This is a genomic window from Flavobacterium soyangense (assembly GCF_015277675.1).
Taxonomy (GTDB): domain Bacteria; phylum Bacteroidota; class Bacteroidia; order Flavobacteriales; family Flavobacteriaceae; genus Flavobacterium; species Flavobacterium soyangense.
The window spans coordinates 98,677-119,590 of sequence record NZ_JADHEC010000002.1 but is presented as its reverse complement, the minus strand read 5'-3'; the positions used below and the strand labels follow the sequence as shown (position 1 = coordinate 119,590).

Annotated in this window: 18 protein-coding genes; 10 read left to right on the top strand and 8 right to left on the bottom strand. The window is 33.2% G+C overall.

The window, feature by feature from the left end; all coding sequences use genetic code 11:
* The first annotated feature begins 4 nt into the window (after positions 1-4).
* From IR213_RS01580 to recA, 7 genes are all read left to right on the top strand, one after another.
* A complete protein-coding gene (locus IR213_RS01580) occupies positions 5-388 on the top strand; it encodes a DoxX family membrane protein (RefSeq protein ID WP_194310553.1) in 384 nt (127 codons plus the stop codon).
* Between the two features lie 272 nt (positions 389-660).
* Positions 661-1,170: an acyl-CoA thioesterase gene (locus IR213_RS01575; protein ID WP_194310552.1), complete on the top strand. Its 510-nt coding sequence runs from the start codon at positions 661-663 to the stop codon at positions 1,168-1,170.
* A 184-nt stretch (positions 1,171-1,354) separates the two neighbouring features.
* Entirely contained in the window at positions 1,355-1,681 is a 327-nt protein-coding gene (locus IR213_RS01570) for a helix-turn-helix domain-containing protein (protein ID WP_194310551.1), read from the top strand.
* Positions 1,682-1,684: 3 nt separating this feature from the next.
* Positions 1,685-2,737, top strand: a complete 1,053-nt coding sequence (gene dcm, locus IR213_RS01565; RefSeq protein WP_194310550.1) for a DNA (cytosine-5-)-methyltransferase — start codon at positions 1,685-1,687, stop codon at positions 2,735-2,737.
* Between the two features lies 1 nt (position 2,738).
* Complete coding sequence (locus IR213_RS01560; protein WP_194310549.1) at positions 2,739-4,187, top strand: restriction endonuclease; 1,449 nt, start codon at positions 2,739-2,741, stop codon at positions 4,185-4,187.
* Positions 4,188-4,195: 8 nt separating this feature from the next.
* The gene (locus tag IR213_RS01555; protein ID WP_194310548.1) at positions 4,196-4,990 is read left to right on the top strand and encodes a DNA methyltransferase; all 795 of its coding nucleotides are present in this window, start codon (positions 4,196-4,198) and stop codon (positions 4,988-4,990) included.
* A gap of 216 nt (positions 4,991-5,206) precedes the next feature.
* A complete protein-coding gene (gene recA / locus IR213_RS01550) occupies positions 5,207-6,211 on the top strand; it encodes a recombinase RecA (RefSeq protein ID WP_194310613.1) in 1,005 nt (334 codons plus the stop codon).
* 112 nt (positions 6,212-6,323) lie between these two features.
* Here recA and IR213_RS01545 read toward each other — a convergent pair whose 3' ends face one another.
* A complete protein-coding gene (locus IR213_RS01545; protein ID WP_194310547.1) occupies positions 6,324-7,076 on the bottom strand; it encodes a lysophospholipid acyltransferase family protein in 753 nt (250 codons plus the stop codon).
* An 86-nt stretch (positions 7,077-7,162) separates the two neighbouring features.
* Here IR213_RS01545 and IR213_RS01540 point away from each other — a divergent pair, with 86 nt between their 5' ends.
* A complete protein-coding gene (locus tag IR213_RS01540; protein ID WP_194310546.1) occupies positions 7,163-7,540 on the top strand; it encodes a GxxExxY protein in 378 nt (125 codons plus the stop codon).
* Positions 7,541-7,677: 137 nt separating this feature from the next.
* Entirely contained in the window at positions 7,678-8,649 is a 972-nt protein-coding gene (gene trpS, locus IR213_RS01535) for a tryptophan--tRNA ligase (protein WP_194310545.1), read from the top strand.
* Between the two features lie 59 nt (positions 8,650-8,708).
* Here the strand turns inward: trpS and dprA are convergent, their stop codons facing one another.
* Positions 8,709-9,809, bottom strand: a complete 1,101-nt coding sequence (gene dprA / locus IR213_RS01530) for a DNA-processing protein DprA (RefSeq protein WP_194310544.1) — start codon at positions 9,807-9,809, stop codon at positions 8,709-8,711.
* A 102-nt stretch (positions 9,810-9,911) separates the two neighbouring features.
* Here dprA and IR213_RS01525 point away from each other — a divergent pair, with 102 nt between their 5' ends.
* Positions 9,912-10,859 (top strand): HU domain-containing protein, encoded by a 948-nt coding sequence (locus IR213_RS01525; RefSeq protein WP_194310543.1) that lies wholly within the window; start codon positions 9,912-9,914, stop codon positions 10,857-10,859.
* 43 nt (positions 10,860-10,902) lie between these two features.
* Here IR213_RS01525 and IR213_RS01520 read toward each other — a convergent pair whose 3' ends face one another.
* From IR213_RS01520 to IR213_RS01495, 6 genes are all read right to left on the bottom strand, one after another.
* Positions 10,903-13,170, bottom strand: coding sequence for a helix-turn-helix domain-containing protein (locus IR213_RS01520; protein WP_194310542.1), 2,268 nt, complete (start codon positions 13,168-13,170; stop codon positions 10,903-10,905).
* A 97-nt stretch (positions 13,171-13,267) separates the two neighbouring features.
* Positions 13,268-13,876 (bottom strand): OmpH family outer membrane protein, encoded by a 609-nt coding sequence (locus IR213_RS01515; protein WP_228479057.1) that lies wholly within the window; start codon positions 13,874-13,876, stop codon positions 13,268-13,270.
* Between the two features lie 247 nt (positions 13,877-14,123).
* Positions 14,124-14,972, bottom strand: coding sequence for a class I SAM-dependent methyltransferase (locus tag IR213_RS01510; protein ID WP_194310541.1), 849 nt, complete (start codon positions 14,970-14,972; stop codon positions 14,124-14,126).
* A gap of 155 nt (positions 14,973-15,127) precedes the next feature.
* The gene (gene mnmG / locus IR213_RS01505; RefSeq protein ID WP_194310540.1) at positions 15,128-16,999 is read right to left on the bottom strand and encodes a tRNA uridine-5-carboxymethylaminomethyl(34) synthesis enzyme MnmG; all 1,872 of its coding nucleotides are present in this window, start codon (positions 16,997-16,999) and stop codon (positions 15,128-15,130) included.
* A 102-nt stretch (positions 17,000-17,101) separates the two neighbouring features.
* Positions 17,102-17,521, bottom strand: a complete 420-nt coding sequence (gene ybeY, locus IR213_RS01500; RefSeq protein ID WP_194310539.1) for an rRNA maturation RNase YbeY — start codon at positions 17,519-17,521, stop codon at positions 17,102-17,104.
* Complete coding sequence (locus IR213_RS01495; RefSeq protein WP_194310538.1) at positions 17,518-20,814, bottom strand: DUF4175 family protein; 3,297 nt, start codon at positions 20,812-20,814, stop codon at positions 17,518-17,520. Before IR213_RS01495 ends, ybeY begins: the two co-directional genes overlap by 4 nt.
* Positions 20,815-20,914 lie beyond the last annotated feature (100 nt).

Below are 20,914 nucleotides of genomic sequence, written 5' to 3'. Positions count from 1 at the left end.
GCTTATGAACAACGCTGCCTCCATTTTGCTTTTGGCTTTTTTGGCCATCACTTTTATACAATCTGGTTATGACAAACTATTTTATTGGAAAGACAACCTCGATTGGTTAAAAGAACATTTTGCCAAAACCCAATTGAAAAATCTGGTTCATTTAGCCTTGCTGAATATCTTGGTTTTAGAATTAATTTCAGGTGTTTTGTGCGTGGTTGGCGGCATTGAATTATTCGTTAGCAATGGAAGAACCTTTGGTTTGTATGGTGCCGTTTTTTCGAGTATCACTTTGTTAATGTTGCTTTTTGGACAACGATTGGCCAAAGATTATGACGGTGCAAGAACCATTGTCATTTACTTTATTCCAGCTGTGATGACTGTTTTATTATTGAGTTAATAACTAATTTAGTTTTAAAAAGGTTTACCACACACGAGCGATAGCGAACTGACGAAGTAAAAGACGCAAAGTAATATTTTTTGATGGTTTTTAAAAGTTCGCAAAGGTGAAAATCTTCGATTTTCTATAACAGAAACAGAAACTTTTAAAAGTAAATACCTCCTTTAAAATCGAAAATTTTCATCTTAGCATTCTTAAATATTTAAAAACTAAATGAGAAAACTTTGCTGCCTTTGCGGTAAAATTTTTCAAATTGAAAAACAACATAAAAAATGACTTCAAAACATCCTTCTGAATCTTTGACCGTATTGACTGATTTGGTTTTGCCAAGCGAAACAAATCCGTTGAACAACCTTTTTGGTGGCGAATTATTGGCTCGAATGGATCGTGCCGCCAGCATTGCAGCCGGAAGACATTCTCGCAGAATTGCTGTAACGGCATCGGTAAATCACGTGGCTTTCAACAAAGCAATTCCGCTGGGAAGTGTGGTCATCGTGGAGGCGAAAGTGTCCAGAGCCTTCAAAACCTCGATGGAAATATACATCGACGTTTGGGTCGAAGACCGAAAATCCGGAATTAGGACTAAAGCCAACGAGGCCATTTACACTTTTGTGGCCGTCGACGAAATGGGAAAACCTGTTGAAGTACCGCACATTATTCCCGAAACCGAACTCGAAATACAGCGTTATGACGCCGCCTTGAGAAGAAAACAATTGAGCTTGGTCTTGGCCGGAAAAATGAATCCTCACGATGCTACGGAATTGAAGGCGTTGTTTGTTTAAACTCAATGTTTGTTGAACAAAGTACAACAAACATTATCGGATTTTGATAATTTTCTTAGAGCAATTTAGAAGTTGTATACAAGACAAATCATAAAACCACCTAAAAATGATTAGCAAATTCTTTGTTAATTGGCATTTTTTATTTTATTTTTGACAAAAATGTCAAGACAAAAACGTCAAGAAGATGAAAGAAACTATTGGAGAATATATTCATAAATTGAGGTTGGAAAATAATCTTACCTTAACAAAACTTGCTGCTTCATTAGATATTGACCAATCAACATTATCTAAAATTGAAAATGGTAAAAGAAATGTTAACGAGGAACTATTGCCAAAAATTTCTTGTGTATTTAACCTTGATATAAAATTTCTTGAAAAAGAATATTTTAGTGAAAAAATTGCTGAATTAATATATAAAGAAGAAGACACTAAAAGTTTATTCCTCTTAGCAGAAGAGAAAGCCAAATATTTTAGAGCCCGAAAAACAACTCAAGGAACTATTAAATTTTAAAAGATGACTGGAACTTCTTTATTCTCAAGTGCCGGTATATCAGAAACTTATCTAGAAGATATTGGGTTGAATATTACTGTAGCAAATGAATTGTTATTTGAAAGAGCTAATCTATATCAAGCTATTTACCCAAAATCAAATATGATTGCAGGAAATATTTTAGATGATACAATTTTTAAATCCATATTGGATAATAGTTCAGATAATCTCGATTTTTTATTAGCTTCTCCACCTTGTCAGGGTATGAGTGTTGCTGGAAAAAACAGGAATGTTCAACAAATGCTAAATGATGAACGTAATTATTTGGTTTTTAGAATTATAGATTTTATCAAAATAAAATCTCCAAAGTTTGTTTTAATAGAAAATGTACCTACTTTTTTTAAAATAGAGCTTCCTTTTCAAAATCAACAGTTAAAAATAATAGATATTTTATCAATTTTGTTTAAAGATGAATACAATATAGAAGCAGAAGTATATGATGCTTCGAATTTTGGTGTTGCACAAAAAAGAACTAGGGCAATAATTAAATTATACAAGAAAGGTCTAAAATGGGGTTCTCCTATTCATTCAGAAAATATATCCGTTGAGCAAGCTATTGGTAATTTGCCAAGTATTGAGGCTGGAGAAAAATCTAAAATAAAATGGCACTTTGCACGTAAACATTCTAAAAATCATATAGAGTGGATGAAAAATACACCTACAGGCAAAACAGCTTTTGAAAACGAAATTTTTTATCCGCAAAAACCAAATGGGGAAAAGATAAAAAGTTACGACACAACTTATAGAAGAATTAAATGGGATGAACCAGCTCCAACAATAACAATGCGAAATGATGCTATAAGTTCACAATTAAATGTACATCCTGGAAGACTCAAAAAAGATGGAACTTATTCTGACGCAAGAGTTTTAACACCATTGGAATTAATGTTGTTATCCTCACTCCCTAAAGATTGGAATATTCCAAATGACACTTCTGAATTATTAATTAGAAAATGTATTGGGGAATGTATTCCTCCCTTATTAATTAAAAAAATTGTTGAACAAATAGACAATTAATATGACATTAAGAATAGAAAACAAAAAATGGATATTGTATCGTCATATTAATGATTTTAAATTATTGTGTTCAGTTGCAGAATTTTTAAAATCTTTTTCAAAGACAACAATTACAAAAGAAGAGAAAACAAAGTTAAATCTTAAGCTTAAAGAAGTTGGGCTTTATAAAGAACGAAATTCTGAATTTCCATTAGATGCGATTAATCATAAAATCAATCAGTTATCATACTATATGTTTGGTTATCAAGCAAAAGTTGATGGAGAAGATAGGTTTTTATTTAGTCCATTAGGAAATCTATTTTTGAAACACATTGATAGCAAGGTAAATTCTGCAAAAATATTTATGACGATGCTCTGGGCTGTTCAATTTCAACATCCTCATAGTGGCACAAATAGTGAATTTCAGCTTTTCCCATTTAGGCTAATATTTAGACTTTTGTTAGATAAAAGACTTTCTTATAAACTTTATGCATATGAAGTTGCATACACTATTGTTTTTATAAATAAAGTTTCTCCAAAAATCTACGAAAACTTGGTAATTGAATTATTGAAAAACAGAAAATTATCAGATAAAGAGCTAGAGACTAAATTCAAAAGCGATAGACACGCTTATGTAAATTCAGCCTATGAATGGGATTATTATGTTAGTACATTATTTAATGGAGCAGGTGTTTTAGACAAAAAAATTGGGAATATTATTTGTAAATTACAGCACGGAAAAGGTAAAACTTTTAGAAAAGTTACCAGAAATGAAGTTAGCATTTCAAAAAATGTTTTAGATCTAGTTATTAAACTTGAAAAAGAAAACACAATTTTAGAAAAACCTTTGATTTTAAATGATCCTGAAAGGTTAAAAATTGATATAACAAAAGAAATTTATAGTTTTTATCCTCGTTTCCTTTTAGAAGATATTGGCGAAATAATAAATGACAAAAAATTAGAATTACTAAACCTACCAAAATTAATAGAACAATGTTCTAATAATAATGATGGTTCGGAAGCATACTTATTTGAAGATGCTTTAGTTGCTGGTTTTAATATGTTTTATAATATTGAAGCTGAAAAAATTGGAGGTGCAGGAAACACCGATGTTGAATGTTTATATTTAACACAGAAAAAGAAATTTGCGGTAGATGCAAAATCAACTAAAAACAAACTGTCAGGAATAAATTCAGGACGTTTAGATGGACATCGCGAAAAAATTGGCGGTATATATACAATCGTCATAACTCCAAGATATGTTCCTGCAGTATTACAAGACATAAAAACAAGTCCAATTGTTATAATTAGAGCTAGTACATTTTCTGAATACTTATACAATTGTATTGAAAATGATATTAGAGAAATTGATTATCAAGATTTTGATAATATTATTGTAAACAATTTAGGTAAGGACATTAGCAAAAATATTTCTGATTTAACAATTGCAAGATTTGCAACTAAAAATTAATACATACTATGATTACAGTCACAAGAGAAAATAATATGGCATTAATGTCTAGATATCCAGACAATTATTTTGAATTAGCAATTGTTGATCCTCCTTACGGTATTTTGAATAAAACGAAAAGAGGTGGAGACCATAAATTTAATATGGAAGAATATAGTCAGTGGGATGTAAAACCTAATGACGAATATTTTAATGAGTTATTTAGAGTATCCAAAAATCAAATTATTTGGGGTGGAAATTATTTTAGTCAAATTTGGTTAAGAAGTGAGTATAATAAAGGTTTTATTATTTGGGACAAAAATCAACCTGAAAGTTTAAATAATTTTTCGATGGCGGAAATGGCTTGGTCATCTTTAGATAAACCATCTAAAATTTTCAGATATAGTGTTAGAAAAAACAGGAATAAAATTCATCCAACTCAAAAACCAATTGAGCTTTATGAATGGCTTTTAAAAATGTATGCTAAAAAAGGTGATAAAATATTAGATACTCATTTAGGAAGTGGAACTATTGCTATTGCTTGCTATAACGCAGGTTTAAGCTTAACTGCTTGTGAAATTAGTGAATCATATTTTTTAAAATCATTAGAAAAAATAAGTGAATCTATTCCAGAAAACTTAGTGCAAAAAAATTTAGAAGACGCTTATTCAATTCTTTTCCCAAATCAAATACATTCAGAGAATGAAAAACACGATGAATATAAAGAACAAATTTACCAACTAATGTTATTTAACGAAAGTAAAGCCAAATTTAATTTAACAAAAGTAAAACCAAAAGAAATCAAGTCAGTAAAAGCAGTTTAACAAGGTTTTATTTTTGAATTTAATCGATATTATTTGAAATCTCATCTAGCAAAAGTTTAAGTTTTTAAACCATGAAAACGACAAATCAATAAAACTATAATTCAAAAAACACCCTCAAATTTCCATAAAACACTCCCCTTGCTTCTTCCAAAAAAAGAAGTATTTTTACAAAAAGAGAAACACAAAAAATAAATGAAAGAAAAGATAAAAGACACGATGAGTTCAGAGAAAGAAGCCAAATTAAAAGCACTACAACTAACCCTTGACAAACTGGATAAAACCTACGGAAAAGGCACCGTGATGAAAATGGGAGACAAAGCCGTCGAAGAAGTAGAAACTATTTCGTCTGGATCTTTGGGTATCGATTTAGCCTTGGGAGTTGGCGGTTATCCAAGAGGAAGAGTGATTGAAATATACGGTCCAGAATCTTCAGGAAAAACAACCTTGACTTTGCACGCTATTGCCGAAGCTCAAAAAGCCGGAGGAATCGCAGCTTTTATAGATGCAGAACACGCTTTCGATAGAAATTATGCCGAAAAATTAGGCGTTGACATCGAAAACTTAATCATATCGCAACCTGACAATGGGGAACAAGCATTAGAAATTGCCGAGAATTTAATTCGTTCTGGCGCCATTGATATTGTCGTGATTGACTCGGTTGCCGCTTTGACTCCAAAAAGTGAAATCGAAGGCGAAATGGGTGATTCTAAAATGGGTCTTCATGCTCGTTTGATGTCCCAGGCATTGAGAAAATTGACCGGAACGATCAGCAAAACCAATTGTACGGTTTTCTTCATCAACCAGTTGAGAGAGAAAATTGGCGTAATGTTCGGAAATCCAGAAACCACAACGGGTGGAAATGCATTGAAGTTTTATGCTTCGGTTCGTTTGGATATTCGTCGTTCAACACAAATAAAAGATGGTGATAACGTACTTGGAAACAGAACCAAAGTGAAAGTCGTGAAAAACAAAGTGGCTCCGCCATTTAAAGTTGCCGAATTTGATATTATGTACGGCGAAGGAATTTCAAAAACAGGAGAAATCTTAGATTTAGCCGTTGAATTTGAAATTATCAAAAAAGCGGGTTCTTGGTTTAGTTATGGTGAAACCAAATTAGGACAAGGTCGAGATGCGGTGAAAGCTTTAATCAAAGACAATCCGGAATTAGCCGATGAATTAGAAGTCAAAATTAAGGCTAAGATTAAAGAAAATAATGCTTAAAATTAGAAAAGAGTCTCCAATGTGAGGCTCTTTTTTTTACTGTCATTGCGAGGAACGAAGCAATCTCATTGTTTCTCTGGTTATGTGATTTATCCTTCGTCGAAATGACAAGTTACTTAATTGTTTTCTTCTGAAACTCTAATAATTGTTCGTGAATTTCTTTCCAAGCTTGATCTTTAATGCTATTCTTGTCAGCCATTGTTTTTCCTTTTGTTTCAATAAATGGAAGAATTTTTACGCGTAAAAGTCCTGGGCTTCCACTAAAAATGGTATAGGAATATCGCTTTTTATTATCTCCAAAAGCAATGGGAACAATCGGTAATTGATAGTCAATCGCCAAGCGGAAAGCTCCGTCTTTAAAATGGTCTAAAACTATGGATTCATCATTGGGAACACCACCTTCGGGAAAAATACAAATACTAAGTCCTTGATTGATTCTTTTTTGGGCTCTTTCAAAAACTCCGTGTTTGCTTCTGGAATTTGTTCTGTCGACTAAAATACAGGTTCGTTTATAGAAAAAACCAAACAATGGAATTTTTGACAGCTCTTTTTTTCCCACAAAAACAAATGGTTTTTTTACCGAGACAAGCATCAGCATAATGTCGACCATCGAAGTGTGATTGGCAACAAACATATAACTTTTATGGGACTCGAGTTCTTGATCTTTTTCGGTTTTATAATAAAATCCCATTCCAAAAAGAATGACTTTCGACCAAATCCTCGCCATTTTAAAAAAATAAGGATAGCCGCTATCGGTCAAAATGGACAATACCAGAAAAGGAAACATCACAAGAATGGGAATGGTCATTAAAACATAAAACCAGACACGCCAAACAGCCCAAAAAATAATTTTTATTCCTCTCATAGCGTCAAAAGTAAGTAAAAGTGTGTAAGTTTGAATATGTCTAACCGCAAAGTGCACAAAATTTTTCGCAAAGTATAAAAGAAAAGATGACTGAAAATGAAATTTCCAAAATTATTATAGGTCTAGCAATTGAAGTTCATAGAGGTCTTGGCCCAGGTTTATTGGAAAATGCGTATAAAGAATGTTTGTTTTATAAAATAAATCAATTTGGACTTTTTGTTGAAAAAGAAAAAGTTTTGCCAATAATCTTTGAAGAGGTAAAATTAGATTGCGGTTATCGAGTTGATTTATTGGTAGAAAACAAATTTATAATTGAACTTAAAAGTGTAGAGTCATTGTGCGAAATTCACTTAGCTCAAACTCTAACGTATTTAAAACTTGGAAACTATAAACTCGGACTATTAATAAACTTTAACGAAGTTCTACTAAAAAATGGCATTAGAAGAGTAGTCAATAATTTATAACATTTGAAAACTTTTTTAAAAAACTCTAAATCTTTGAGAACTTTACGAAAAACTTTGCAACCTTTGTGGTAGAAAAATTAAAACTTTGCAATCTTTGCGAAAATCTTTGCGAACTTTGTGGTTAAGAAATAAACATAATGGCAAAAATACTCACTGGCGTTCAAAGTACAGGAACACCACATTTAGGAAACTTACTTGGCGCAATCATTCCCGCAATTGAATTATCAAATAATCCAGCAAATGAATCCTTTCTTTTCATTGCCGATTTGCATTCGATAACCCAAATAAAAGACGGAAAAACATTAAGAGAAAATACGTATAGCACAGCAGCAGCTTGGCTTGCTTGTGGTTTGAATGTAGATAAAGTGGTTTTTTATCGTCAGTCTGATGTACCACAAACTGCGGAATTGTCTTGGTATTTGAGTTGTTTTTTTCCGTTCCAAAGGTTGACTTTGGCACATTCTTTCAAAGACAAAGCCGATAGACTGGAAGATGTAAATGCCGGGTTATTTTCGTATCCAATGTTGATGGCTGCTGATATTTTGTTGTATGATGCGGAGTTTGTTCCCGTTGGAAAAGACCAGTTGCAACACGTAGAAATTACACGCGATGTGGCTTCCCGTTTCAATCACCAAATGGGAGAAACCTTTGTAATTCCTGAAGCCATAATCCAAAAAGACAGTATGTTAATTCCTGGTACTAATGGTGGAAAAATGAGTAAATCAGCCAATAATATTATCAATATTTTCTTGGATGATAAAACCTTGCGTAAACAAGTAATGAGCATCGAAACCGATAGCACTCCGCTCGAAGCTCCAAAAAATCCGGATACTTGTAATGCTTTTGCTATTTATTCCTTATTGGCAACATCAGAACAAATCGCCGCAATGAGAGCCAATTATTTAGGCGGAAATTACGGTTACGGTCACTCCAAACAAGCTTTGTTTGAACTGATTGTCGAAAGATTCAAAACCGAAAGAGAGAAATACAATTACTTTATGAATAACCTTAGTGAAGTGGATTCTTTATTAAAAACCGGCGCCGAAAAAGCAGGAATTGTTGCTAATGGAGTTTTAGGAAGAGTGAGATCGAAATTGGGGTTTGAGTAAACGAAGATAGCCACAGATTCACGGATAAAAAATGATTTGTAATCTGTGAATCTGCTTTTCTAAATCGCCTCAAACAATTTCCCAGGCAACGGTCGAATTACTCCTTTGAGTTCCATATTCAGGAGCATTCCCGAGATTTTATAAATAGGGAAATCACATCGCAAGGCAATTATATCCATCAATTCTTTTCCGTTTTTTAGAAGGTAATCGTATACTTTTTGTTCGTCATTCTCGAGAGTGACAAACAATTGCTTTTGTATAGGTTTAGTTTTACTGTCGATGTCCCAATTCAAGATATAAATTAAATCCGCAGCACTTGTTAGCAGATTTGCTTTTTGGGTTTTAATCAAATTATTGCAACCTTGACTGTATTTATCCGTTATTCTTCCTGGAACAGCAAAAACATCGCGGTTGTAATCATTTGCAATATTTGCAGTGATTAATGAACCGCCTCTATCGGCAGATTCGATGACAATTGTGGCTTCAGAAATTCCTGCCACAATGCGGTTTCTGCGAACAAAATTCTCTTTTTCAGGATTGGACGAACTCCAAAATTCGGTCATAAAACCGCCGTTTTGTTCCACTTTGGCAACGTATTTCTTGTGGGTTTTGGGATAAATTTGGTTCAACCCGTGAGCCACAACGCCTATAGTTTGCAGGTCGTGTTCTATAGCTAATTGGTGTGCAAAAATATCAACTCCATAAGCAAAACCACTCACAATTACAGGATCAAGCGGCGCCAAATCTTCAATCAGTTTTCGGCAGAACTCCATTCCGTAAGACGTGATTTGCCGGGTTCCTACAATGCTGATTATTTTTTTGTTTTTCAAGTCAATATTCCCTGATGTAAACAACAAAACTGGTCCGTCGATGCAATGTTTCAAACGATCGGGGTAATTTTCGTTCTGGAAATAAGAAATGTTGATTTCGTTTGATTTTATAAACTGAAGTTCTTGTTCGGCTTTTTCGAAAACGGTTTTACTTTTTAAATTTTGGATTAAAATGGAACCAATTCCATCAATGGCAGCGATTTGGGAAGTTTTTGTCTTGAAAACTGCTTCTGCACTTCCGCAATGATTTATTAATTTTTTGGCCATAATATCGCCCACACCTTCTACTTGTTGCAATGCCAATAAATGAAATAAATCTTGGTCTGTCATACTAATTATTTGAGGTTGAAATGTATAAAAATTTATGCGGATTGTTAATAAAAATTGTGAATAAAATTTTGATAACTATTCTCAATGTATAACTTTGTGTCTATGAACATCGAACCATACATCGCACAACTTTTATACCGTTACCAGTGTGTAACCGTTCCGGGTTTCGGAGCTTTTTTGACCGAAATTCAATCAGCTCAATTAATTGAAAGTTCCAATTCTTTTTTTCCTCCAAAGAAAATGATTTCTTTTAATGCTTATCTAAAAAATAACGATGGACTATTGGCCAATCATATTGCCCAAACCGAAAAAACATCCTACGAATATGCCATAAGCGCCATTCAATACCAAGTTTTCAATTGGAAAAAAGCGCTTCAAGAAAACGGATTGTTTTCCATCAAAAATGTGGGGAATTTTTCGCTTAACGCCGATAAAAATTTGATTTTTACGCCTTATGACCAAACCAATTATTTGACTAATTCTTTTGGTTTAAGTGCTTTCGTTTCGCCAATGGTAAAAAGAGAACTTTTCGAACAAAAAATCGAAGCTCTTGAGGAAAATATCGAGGAAAGTGAAATAATTTCTTTAATTCCAGAAAGAAGAAGAGCTAATGTTTATTTGAAATATGCCGCTATTTTTGTTTTGGGATTGGGTATTACAGGAGCTATTGGTTATCCAATTTATCAACAACAAATCGCTAATGAAACAATTATTGTGCAACAATCCGTTCAAAAACAAGTTCAACATAAAATTCAAGAAGCCACTTTCTTTATCGAAAACCCTATTCCGGCAGTAACACTTACTGTAAAAGAATCAAAAATGTCCTACCACATTATGGCAGGGGCATTTAGAGACGAAAGAAATGCCCAAAAAGCATTTGAAAAACTATCTGAACAAGGATATAAAGCGAGAAGAATTCCACAGAATAAATATGGATTATTTCCGGTTCTTTACGGAAGTTACGCCACTTTCCCAGAAGCCGAAAAAGCTAAACAGGAAATTCGAAAAACCGACAATCCAGATGCTTGGATTCTGGTTGAATCACTATAAATTTAAAAAATCTATTCTAATTGAATAGATTTTTTTTTGTTTTCTAATTCAAACTCGCCTTGAACATTCTTAACTCTTCCCAAGTGAATTTATCTCCATATTTTTCTTTTAAAGGGGAAATAGATTCCTCTTTGTAGCCATAAAAAGCCTCGGTCAATTCCTGGATTTTATCTTCGGGCAAAACGTCGCTAATGCGTATGGTTTTGGAAATAATCAACTTGGTTAAATGCCCTAGAATAGTTTCTTCGGTAAACTTTCTAATAGCTGCAATTTCTTTAATCGAATTCTTTTCGAGCCACAATTCATAGGTTTCCTGAACTGTAGATTTTTTGGGTTCTTTTGTTTCTTTTTTCTTTTTGGTGTAGCGTTCCACATCGGCTTCGTCTTCAATTAAGGTAACATTGAGTTCCTTGAATTGATTTTGAATGACTTCGGTTTTGTGGCTAATGTATTTTTTAATTATGTCTGAAGTTAATTTTTCCTTCGAAATGGTTTCTCCTGCCACTACGGTTTCAATCAATAATTTGGCTTTCATCAATCGCAAAACAGCCTTGGTTTGCAGTTCTTCCAACACCATTAATTCGTCATAAAAAGATTTGGCTTTCTTCAAGCGTTTAATTTCTTCCACTTTCCAAAGAATTTCAAAAACCAGGTCATCCATCGGTTTGATAAAATAATTATAAGCCGCTTGGAATCGTTCGGAAACGTGATTCAAATCGACCGTTTCAGTATTGAAAATTTTATTCAATTGCAGAATAAATTTTTGGGATGGATCCGAAAGCCTGTCGATGGCTTCCAATTGATTTGCTGCCCAAACTGCGTGTTTCGATTTGGTCGACATCTCGGAATTATCTGAATAACTGAACTTGTGATTGCGCCATTCTTGTGCCAATTCAGCCCAATCGAAACTGTTTATCAAATAGTTGTGGATGAAATTTTTGGTTTCAAAATGTAAAGAATTTTTCAATAATTCTTCCGAAGCTTTGTTCAATGAATAATCCATCACGTCCTGATCGTTCGAAATGCCATTCATCCGAAGCGGAGAAAGCAAAATTAAGCCATTTAATGAGCGCAAACGCGATAAAGCCACGTAGGCTTGTCCGGGAAGAAAAACTTGCGAAACATCGAGCGCAGCCTTGTCAAACGTCAATCCTTGACTCTTGTGAACCGTGATTGCCCAAGCGAGTTTTATAGGATAATGAACAAAAGTTCCTAACACTTCTTCCTCAATTTCCTTGGTCAAATCATCGACTTTGTAACGAATATTTTCCCATTCATATCTTTCGACTTCGATGGTGGTATTTTCATCGGGAAAATGAACGAGAATCTCCTCTTTCGAAAGTGATTTTACAATCCCCATTTTGCCGTTGAAATATTTTTTTTCAAAGGACAAATCATTTTTAACGAACATTACCTGTGCTCCTACTTTCAACTCTAATTCTTCGTCAACAGGAAAAATTTTTTCTGGAAAATCGCCCACAATTGATGGTTTGTAAACAACCAACTTTCCTTCCAAATCTTGCAAGGCTTGCGCATTCATTGCATCGGCTTTGGCATTATGCGTTGTCAAAGTGATGTAGCCTTTATTGGCTTTCAAATCGAAATTTGGATTTACGTATTGATTCAAATTTTGAATATCTTCCGAAGAAATTTGGTTGTTTCTGAGATTGTTCAAAATCGAAATAAAAACATCATCCGTTTGACGAAAAATTTTGGACAATTCGATATATAATGGCGGGTTTTGCTGAATAACGTGCGAATGAAAAAAGAATTTCCCTTTATAATACGTTTTCAAAGTGCGCCATTCTTCATCTCGAATTACAGGTGGTAACTGCAATAAATCTCCTATGTATAAAACTTGAACTCCACCAAAAGGACTGCTTTTTTTTCGGACGGTTTGCATCATAAAATCCATTGCATCCAATAAATCAGCGCGAAGCATACTCACTTCGTCAATAATCAGCAATTCCATATTTCGAATAACCGATTTTTTTAAACCGCTCATTTTAAAATGTCTGCGCAAAGTAGCTTTAGTTTCAAACTTTGTATTTTCCGAAAACTGAGGCGATGAATTATCGGGAATAAATCCCCCAAAAGGCAACTGAAACATTGAGTGAATGGTAACTCCGCCGGCATTTAAAGCGGCAATTCCTGTTGGAGCAACTACAACCGTATTTTTGTGCGTGGTTTGAATAATTTCACGCAAAAGGGTCGTTTTTCCAGTTCCTGCTTTTCCAGTAAGGAAAATAGAGCGATGGGTTTGATTGATAAATCGTAAGGTGTAAACGGCGGCTTCGGAAATGGTTTGCATTTGGGGTATAAATTAAAAGCTAAAATATTGTTTTAATGTTAATATAACAAAAAATGTCACGCAATTGCGTGACATTTGATATACAGATTTTGCAAAATTACTTTTTTACTTCTTCTTTTGCAGCAGGAGTTTTGTACTTATCGTTCAACAATTTGATGATTTCTTTCGTAATATCATATTTATCTTCAGCATATAAAATACTGGCATTAGAGTCGCCTGTTCCATAAATATAGGCAAACCCTTTTTCTTTGCCATAAGCTTTAATAATTTTTTTTACATCAGCCACTAAACTATCCATTTCTACACCGCCCTCTTGTTGTAATTGTTGAGCAAGTGCTTGTTGTGCTTGACCTAATTGTTGCTCTCTTCTTTGCAATTCAGCACCTTTTTGTTGTGCCCAAGCTTGTCCATTTGCTTGTGCTTGTGCTTGAAAGTTTGAGGCTTCTAGTTTGAATTTTTCAATTTCAGCTTGAAGCTGTCTTCCTTTTTCTTCGCCTTTGGCTTTGTATTTAGCATCAAGATCTTTTGTTGCTGTATATTCTTTCATCAAAACCGAGGTGTCTACATAAGCCGTTTTAACTTCCTTAACTTCTGCTGCTGGTTTGTTACAAGAAACAATTGAAATTGCAATTGCAATAATAACTACTATTTTTTTACTCATCATTTTCATATTTGTTTTTGGGTATTCGTGAATTTTTGATTTCATTTTGGTTTTTTTTCTAATTTTTAAGAATTGATAACAAAAATATAAAAAAATAAATAGCATTGTCATAAAGTTGGAAAAATGCAGTAATATTTATGATATAAGTATTTGTTATCAGAATTAATTGTTTTATAAATTATGATTATCAAAATCGGACTCATTAGGCTTTGAATAAAGAATTTTGTCTAAACTTTCGATACGAGTGTTGATTAATGGTAAAAAAGGCGTTTAAATGGGCTTAAAATCAAATTTAGTTATTTTTTATGATGTAAATGTGTGAAGAATATTCAAAATTCTCTTTTGCCTTCCAATTGGATTGTAATCCAATGAAAAAAGCTTTGATAAAATTCATTTTACCGGATTTGTATTTTTCTGAAAGCAAACTCACATAAAAAGGATCAAATTTCATTGGGAGCACTTTTTCCAATTTCATTTCTTCTTTTTCGAAAAGCAATTTTATGGCCGTTTTCGAAAAATGCCAAAAGTGAATCGGCACATCGTATGCCGCCCAAAATTTTCCATAATGTTTTGCGTCAAAAGATTTAAAATTTGGAACCGCAATAATTAAAGTTCCAGTTGGTTTTAACAATCGTTTCAATTCTTTAATTTGTTTATCTAAATCTGGAACGTGTTCTAGAACGTGCCACATCGAAATTATGTCAAAAGAATTATTTTTTAGTTCGCTAGTTTGTTCTACAAAAGAGATCCCTTTATTCATCGCAATAGATTTTGCTCTGGCGCTAGGTTCTACTCCTATTATTTGCCAACCGTCATTTTTTGCAACCGACAAAAATTCTCCGGTTCCAGCTCCAATATCAAGAATCTTTCCTTTATTGGGTTGAAGCGAGTTTATTAAATTGAGTTTGTTTTTTAAAGCAATACTTTTTATAAAATGATATAATTTTTCAAACAAAGAGCGTTTGTTGTCCGTATGGGAAATATAATCTTCACTTTCGTAATATTTACCCAAATTTTCTAAACTAGGTTGTGGATACGTAATTAGCATATCCAAAGTTTCGTCGTGATATAAATCGAAAGTTTCTTTTGAAACCGAATAATCTTTTACAGTAAGAAAATGTTTTTTGTTTGAAATATCCATTTATTTATAATATTCTTTTTTAAAATTCTCAATAATACTAGGTCTTCACAAAGTAGTTTCACGTGGAACAAAATAATTTAACATTGCCGATAAATGATTCTTGATTGAAGATTTAAATAAAAAAATCGTTAATCATAAATCTGCAATCATAAATTTTATCTTCCCATATAAATCAACAATACGGAAACATCGCTTGGTGAAACACCGCTGATTCTTGAAGCTTGTGAAATGGTGACAGGACGAATCTTGCTCAATTTTTGTTTCGCTTCAATAGACATTGATTTTATTTTATTGTAATCAAAATTTTCAGGGATTTTAACATCTTCTAAACGAGTCAATTTATTGGCGTTGTTGCGTTCCTTTTCTATATAACCCGAATATTTTACTTGAATTTCGGCTTGTTCCAAGATTTCCTGATCTAGATTATTTTCCACTACATAAGTCGCAACCTTTTCGAACTTAATTATATCTTCCAAATCGATTTGCGGACGAGAGAATACTTTAAACATTTTATCGCCTTGCGAAATTAAAGCGGTATCCTTTGATTCCAAAATCGGATTGGCTTCGGCCATAGTAACACTGGTTTCTTTGAAAAAGGCCACCATTTTTTCAGATTCATTCAATTTGTGTTCCATTCGACGCAAACGCTTTTCAGAAGCCAATCCTATTTCATAAGACATTGGCGTCAATCTAAAATCGGCATTATCCTGACGCAATAAAGTTCTAAACTCAGCACGAGAGGTAAACATTCTGTAAGGCTCTTCGGTTCCTTTGGTAATTAAATCATCGATTAAAACACCAATATAAGCTTCGTCTCTTTTTAGGATAAGTGGTGCTTTTTCCTGAACTTTTAATGCGGCATTAATTCCAGCCATTAATCCTTGAGAAGCAGCTTCTTCATATCCTGTAGTTCCATTTATTTGTCCTGCAAAATACAATCCTTCAATTAACTTAGTTTCCAAGGTGTGTTTTAATTGTGTTGGTGGAAAATAATCGTACTCAATTGCGTATCCTGGACGGAAAAACTTCACCTTTTCAAATCCAACTACAGAACGCAAAGCTTTAAACTGAATGTCTTCAGGAAGTGAAGTGGAAAAACCGTTTACATAAACCTCACAAGTATTCCAACCCTCAGGTTCTACAAATAATTGATGTCTATCTTTATCGGCAAAACGATTAATTTTATCTTCAATAGATGGACAATATCTTGGACCAAGAGATTGGATTCTGCCATTAAACATTGGCGAACGATCAAAACCTTCTCTTAAAATATTATGAACTTCAAGCGAAGTATATGTCATATGACACGATCTTTGATGAATCAAAGGTGAGGTTTGATCAGAATACGAAAATTTATCTGGCTTCGCATCTCCCTTTTCCTCATTCATTTTAGAAAAATCCAAAGAACGGCCATCAACTCTAGGTGGTGTTCCCGTCTTCATTCTTCCGGCTTGAAATCCTGCATTAACTAAATCTTCGGTAATTCCGTAAGCTGCACTCTCCCCTGCTCTTCCACCGCCAAATTGTTTTTCACCAATATGAATCAAACCATTCAGAAAAGTTCCATTGGTCAACACCACCGATTTAGATTTAATTTCGACTCCAAGCGCTGTTTTGATTCCTTTTATTTTGCCGTTTTCAATGATTAAACCTTTGACCATTTCTTGGTAAAAATCAAGATTTGGTGTTCCTTCGAGCATCAATCTCCATTCTTCGGAAAAACGCATTCGATCACTTTGAACCCTTGGCGACCACATTGCAGGACCTTTTGATTTGTTCAACATCTTGAATTGAATAGCAGTTTTATCTGAAACAATACCTGAATAACCGCCAAGCGCATCAATCTCACGAACGATTTGTCCCTTTGCAATTCCTCCCATTGCAGGGTTGCAAGACATTTGAGCAATGTTTTGCAAACTCATTGTAACCAACAAGGTTGTCGAACCTAAATTGGCAGCAGCAGCAGCAGCCTCGCAACCAGCGTGTCCGGCACCAACTACAATTACATCATATTCTTCTTGAAACATTTTATTTGAGATTTGGAATTTATGATTCAGGATTGTTTTGCTGAATCAAAATTTAGTGTTTTTGTTCCACGTGAAACAATTATTATTAATAAAAAATATTTGCTATTGTTCCACGTGAAACATAGCTAATTTTTCATCCTCTTTATTTCTCATTAAAACCTTGTCCTTTTCGGCTTTGTCCGTGTACCCACAATAATGTAAAATACCATGAACAAGAACGCGTTTCAATTCATTGTCAAATGAGACATTAAAATCAAGAGCGTTGTCTTTCACTCTTTCGACAGAAACAAAAACATCACCGTGAATTTCGTTTCCAATACAATAATCAAAACTGATAATGTCAGTTAAAGTATCGTGACCTAAATGCTCAACGTTTATATTATGCAAATAATCGTCATCGCAAAAGATGTAATTTATCTCTCCCTCTTTCTTGCTTTCTGACGTGATTACACTAGAAATCCAATTAGCAATTGCTTCTTCATTATCTAGGAGAAATTCGGTTTCGTAATTAAAGTTGATCATTTTTTATTAAAATATTCTTGAACTTTTTGATTAAAATTCGAGCGCAAAGGTAAGGATTGTCTATTTAATATTTCTATACTGTTTAAATAATCCAATAATGCAGGCGGCAACGGTTTAGATTGGCTTGTAAACTCTTTTATATTAGTCTCCGATTGGCGCTTATTTTCTTGTCCTTGTTGTTGAATTGCAGTGTTTAGTTTTAACAATTCTTGTTTCACATTCAAGATTCTTTGCAAGGTTTCATTCTTAAAACCTTTGTTCAACAATTGCTTTTCAATCTCCTTCATTTGTTCTGAAGCAATCTGACCACTCCCGCCAATTCCTTGCTTATTCAATTCATTTTGCAAACCTTCTCGCAGTTGTTTTTGCTCTTTATAAATTTCCATTATGGCCTGAGCATCTCCTTCTCCATCTTCACCGTTTTCTCCATTGGAATCAAGTTTCTTACCTTCTTTCCCTTTATCTCCTTCTTTTCCATGACCTGGCTTTTGACCTTTTTTCATTCCGTCTTTCATCTTATCAGCAAGACCTTCTTGTTTTTTTATAATATCTGACAATTGCATTCCCTCACCTTGACCGGGTTTTGGTTTTCCTTGACCTTCTCCTGACATCGACATTTGCATATTATTCAAAAGATCAGATAAAAAGTCTGCCAATTTATTTGCAGAAGAAACGGTATATTGCTGGTGGGAAACTCCTTTTGGAATCTGGGCATCTGCCAAAGTCTCTAATGATTTATCCAAATTATATTGAGCATTTCCAATTTCTTTGGTGATATTTTCTCCAATTTTAGGATTGCGTAAGGACAATGCAAATAAGCTGTCATCAATGTGTTTGAATTGTAATTTTAAATCTTGCTGAATTTTAAGATTTTTATTAAATGCCGGGGAACCAATTTTTGAACTTTTAAATTTATCCATTAAATCTTCTTGAGAAAACGAAAAAGCCAATAAGTTATCCAGAATTTGACGCAACATAGCAATGTCTTCTTCAAGTTGCTCCATTTCGCCACCTTCCATACTTTGTTTCATTTTTTGGGACATTTGTTTCATTTTCTTGGCAGCACTTTTTTGCTTTGGTTTAGCAGATGCTTTTTTATCTTTCTGCAATTCATCCGAAGCTTTTTTCAAATCCTCATCTATCCTTTTTTGCTCTGCTGCGTCACTTGGAATATCCAAAGGCTTCTTAAGTTCTTTATTTTCTTTTTTCAAATCTTGTAAATCTTCTTGAATTTTGTCAAATTCTTTGTTGATTTTGTCTTGGTTCTCGACGTTATTTTCCTTGTCTTTATTTGACAAATCTTCTTGCTTTTCTGAAAGTTTATCTAATTTGTCTTTTAGTTGTTCAGCTTTTTTTTGAACATAATATTTCTTGGTAAGTTCAACTAATTGTTCCAAACTCTTAGTTTGGTTTTTTGCATTTTGTTTAAACTTATCCATTTTTTCCATCAAGTCTTCTTTCTGGATTTTATCATTCAGTTCCTTAAGTTCGTCTAATAATTTTTTATTTTTCTCTAAATCTTTATCGATATTATCTAATCGTTTTTGCAGTTCCTGTTTGAAATCATCATTTTTATCTGTTTTAGTTTTGTCAAGATTATCTTTCATTTTCCCTGCAAAATCTTTCATCATTTTATCTTGCTGATTTTGACGTTTAATGAAATCATTTATTTTTTGTTGGTATTTAAATTCAAGAGTTTCTTTTTCCTTTCCTGACTTTTGCAATTTATCCATCTCTGAAATTTGCTTGTCTTGATTTTTTAAAGATTTTTCTAAACTATTAATGTTGTCGTTTTGCTGTTGCAAATCTTGATTTTTTATTTCATCATCAGTTGCGATACGATTCGAAAAAACAGAAGACTTGGTACTTTTAAAATTATGAATAGCATCATTGTCGAAAACTTCAAAATAATATTCATAAGAAACACCTTGCTCGACTGGAAGTGAACTTGGAAAAACAAAAACAAACTGGTCATAAAGACTAGCCTTTACAACAATCGTCCCCCGCTTAACCGATTCTGGTTTGTTTTTAGGATAATATACCACCTGAAGTTTAGACAATCCATAATCATCCGTTATTTGTCCTAAAACATAGTTTTTGTCCATTTTAAGACTATCAGGAGCGTAGTTTACTTTGATTGTTGGAAATTGATCTTTGATTACAGAAATCTGATAATCTAATTTTTCATAATTCTTTACTTTAGCATTCGATGTAAGAATTTGGTATTCTATATTTTGAAAAAGTAATTTCGATAAAGTAAAATCATTTTCGGACTTGGAAAAAGGAAAATTAAAAGTCAAATCTTTCCAAACCACATTTTGCGTTGCCAAAGTTTTGATTTTCCAAGTAACACGAGTTCCTTCCGGAATAATAGCATTCCCATTTCCATTTATAATTTCAGGCTTTTTATTCAAATAAGACGGAAAATTCAACTGCATTTCAAAATTTGCAATTGATGGAACGGTAATTACATTCAATTCATAATTTGAAGAAGAAACAGCATTAGCTTCCACGTGAAACGAAATGTTCGATGTTGGTTTTTCAATTTTATATTGAAATTCACCCTCTTTATTTGTTTCCATGAAGTAACTTTCGTTACCAATGAAAATCATCACATTTTCAGGAACTATTTTCCCTTCGGTTTTAACTCTAATGATAAAATCTTTATTTTGTTCGGTTTGTAAATTGTTGTTTAATACAATAAATTGAAATGGTGCAGGAGGAAAAAACTGGTCTTGAAAATGCACCACCCTATTCAAACTTTGAGAAAGTATTTTACTGTTTCCGGAAACATAAAAGAAAGCAAAAAACAAAATTGGAATTATCGCCAATGGTAAATACTTCTTATTGATATTAAAGTTTATGGCGTTTCCAAAAGGAATTGGCTGCAATGAATTTGCTTTTTGTTCTATCGAAGCCAATAACAATTCCGATTTATTTTTGTCATTTGACAATTGAAGGAAATTCGTCAGTTTGTCGTTTACTTCTGTAAAATGATTTCCGATAATCGCAGATGCTTCTTTGTAATCAATTCCCTTTTGGAGTTTGAACAATTTAAATATTGGAAACAAAAAAAAACGCAAAAAAAGGAAAATTTCAACACCTATAAAAGTCCAAAACAATAATGTTCTTCCCATTGGCTTGAGCCAAAGAAAATATTCCACGAAAAGCGTAAACAAGAAATACAACAATCCCAAACTGATGAAGAAAATAATTCCTCGAATCAGTTCATTAGTGTAAAACTTCCTGATGAAAAGTTCCAGCTTTTGATAAATAATATTTGACGGTTCCAATTTTTAAAATCTTTTATATAACCGATAAAAGTAACCATTTTTAAATTCTGTCAATGTTAAAAAAATATTAATCGAATTAGCAGAAGAAAAAACAGAAATT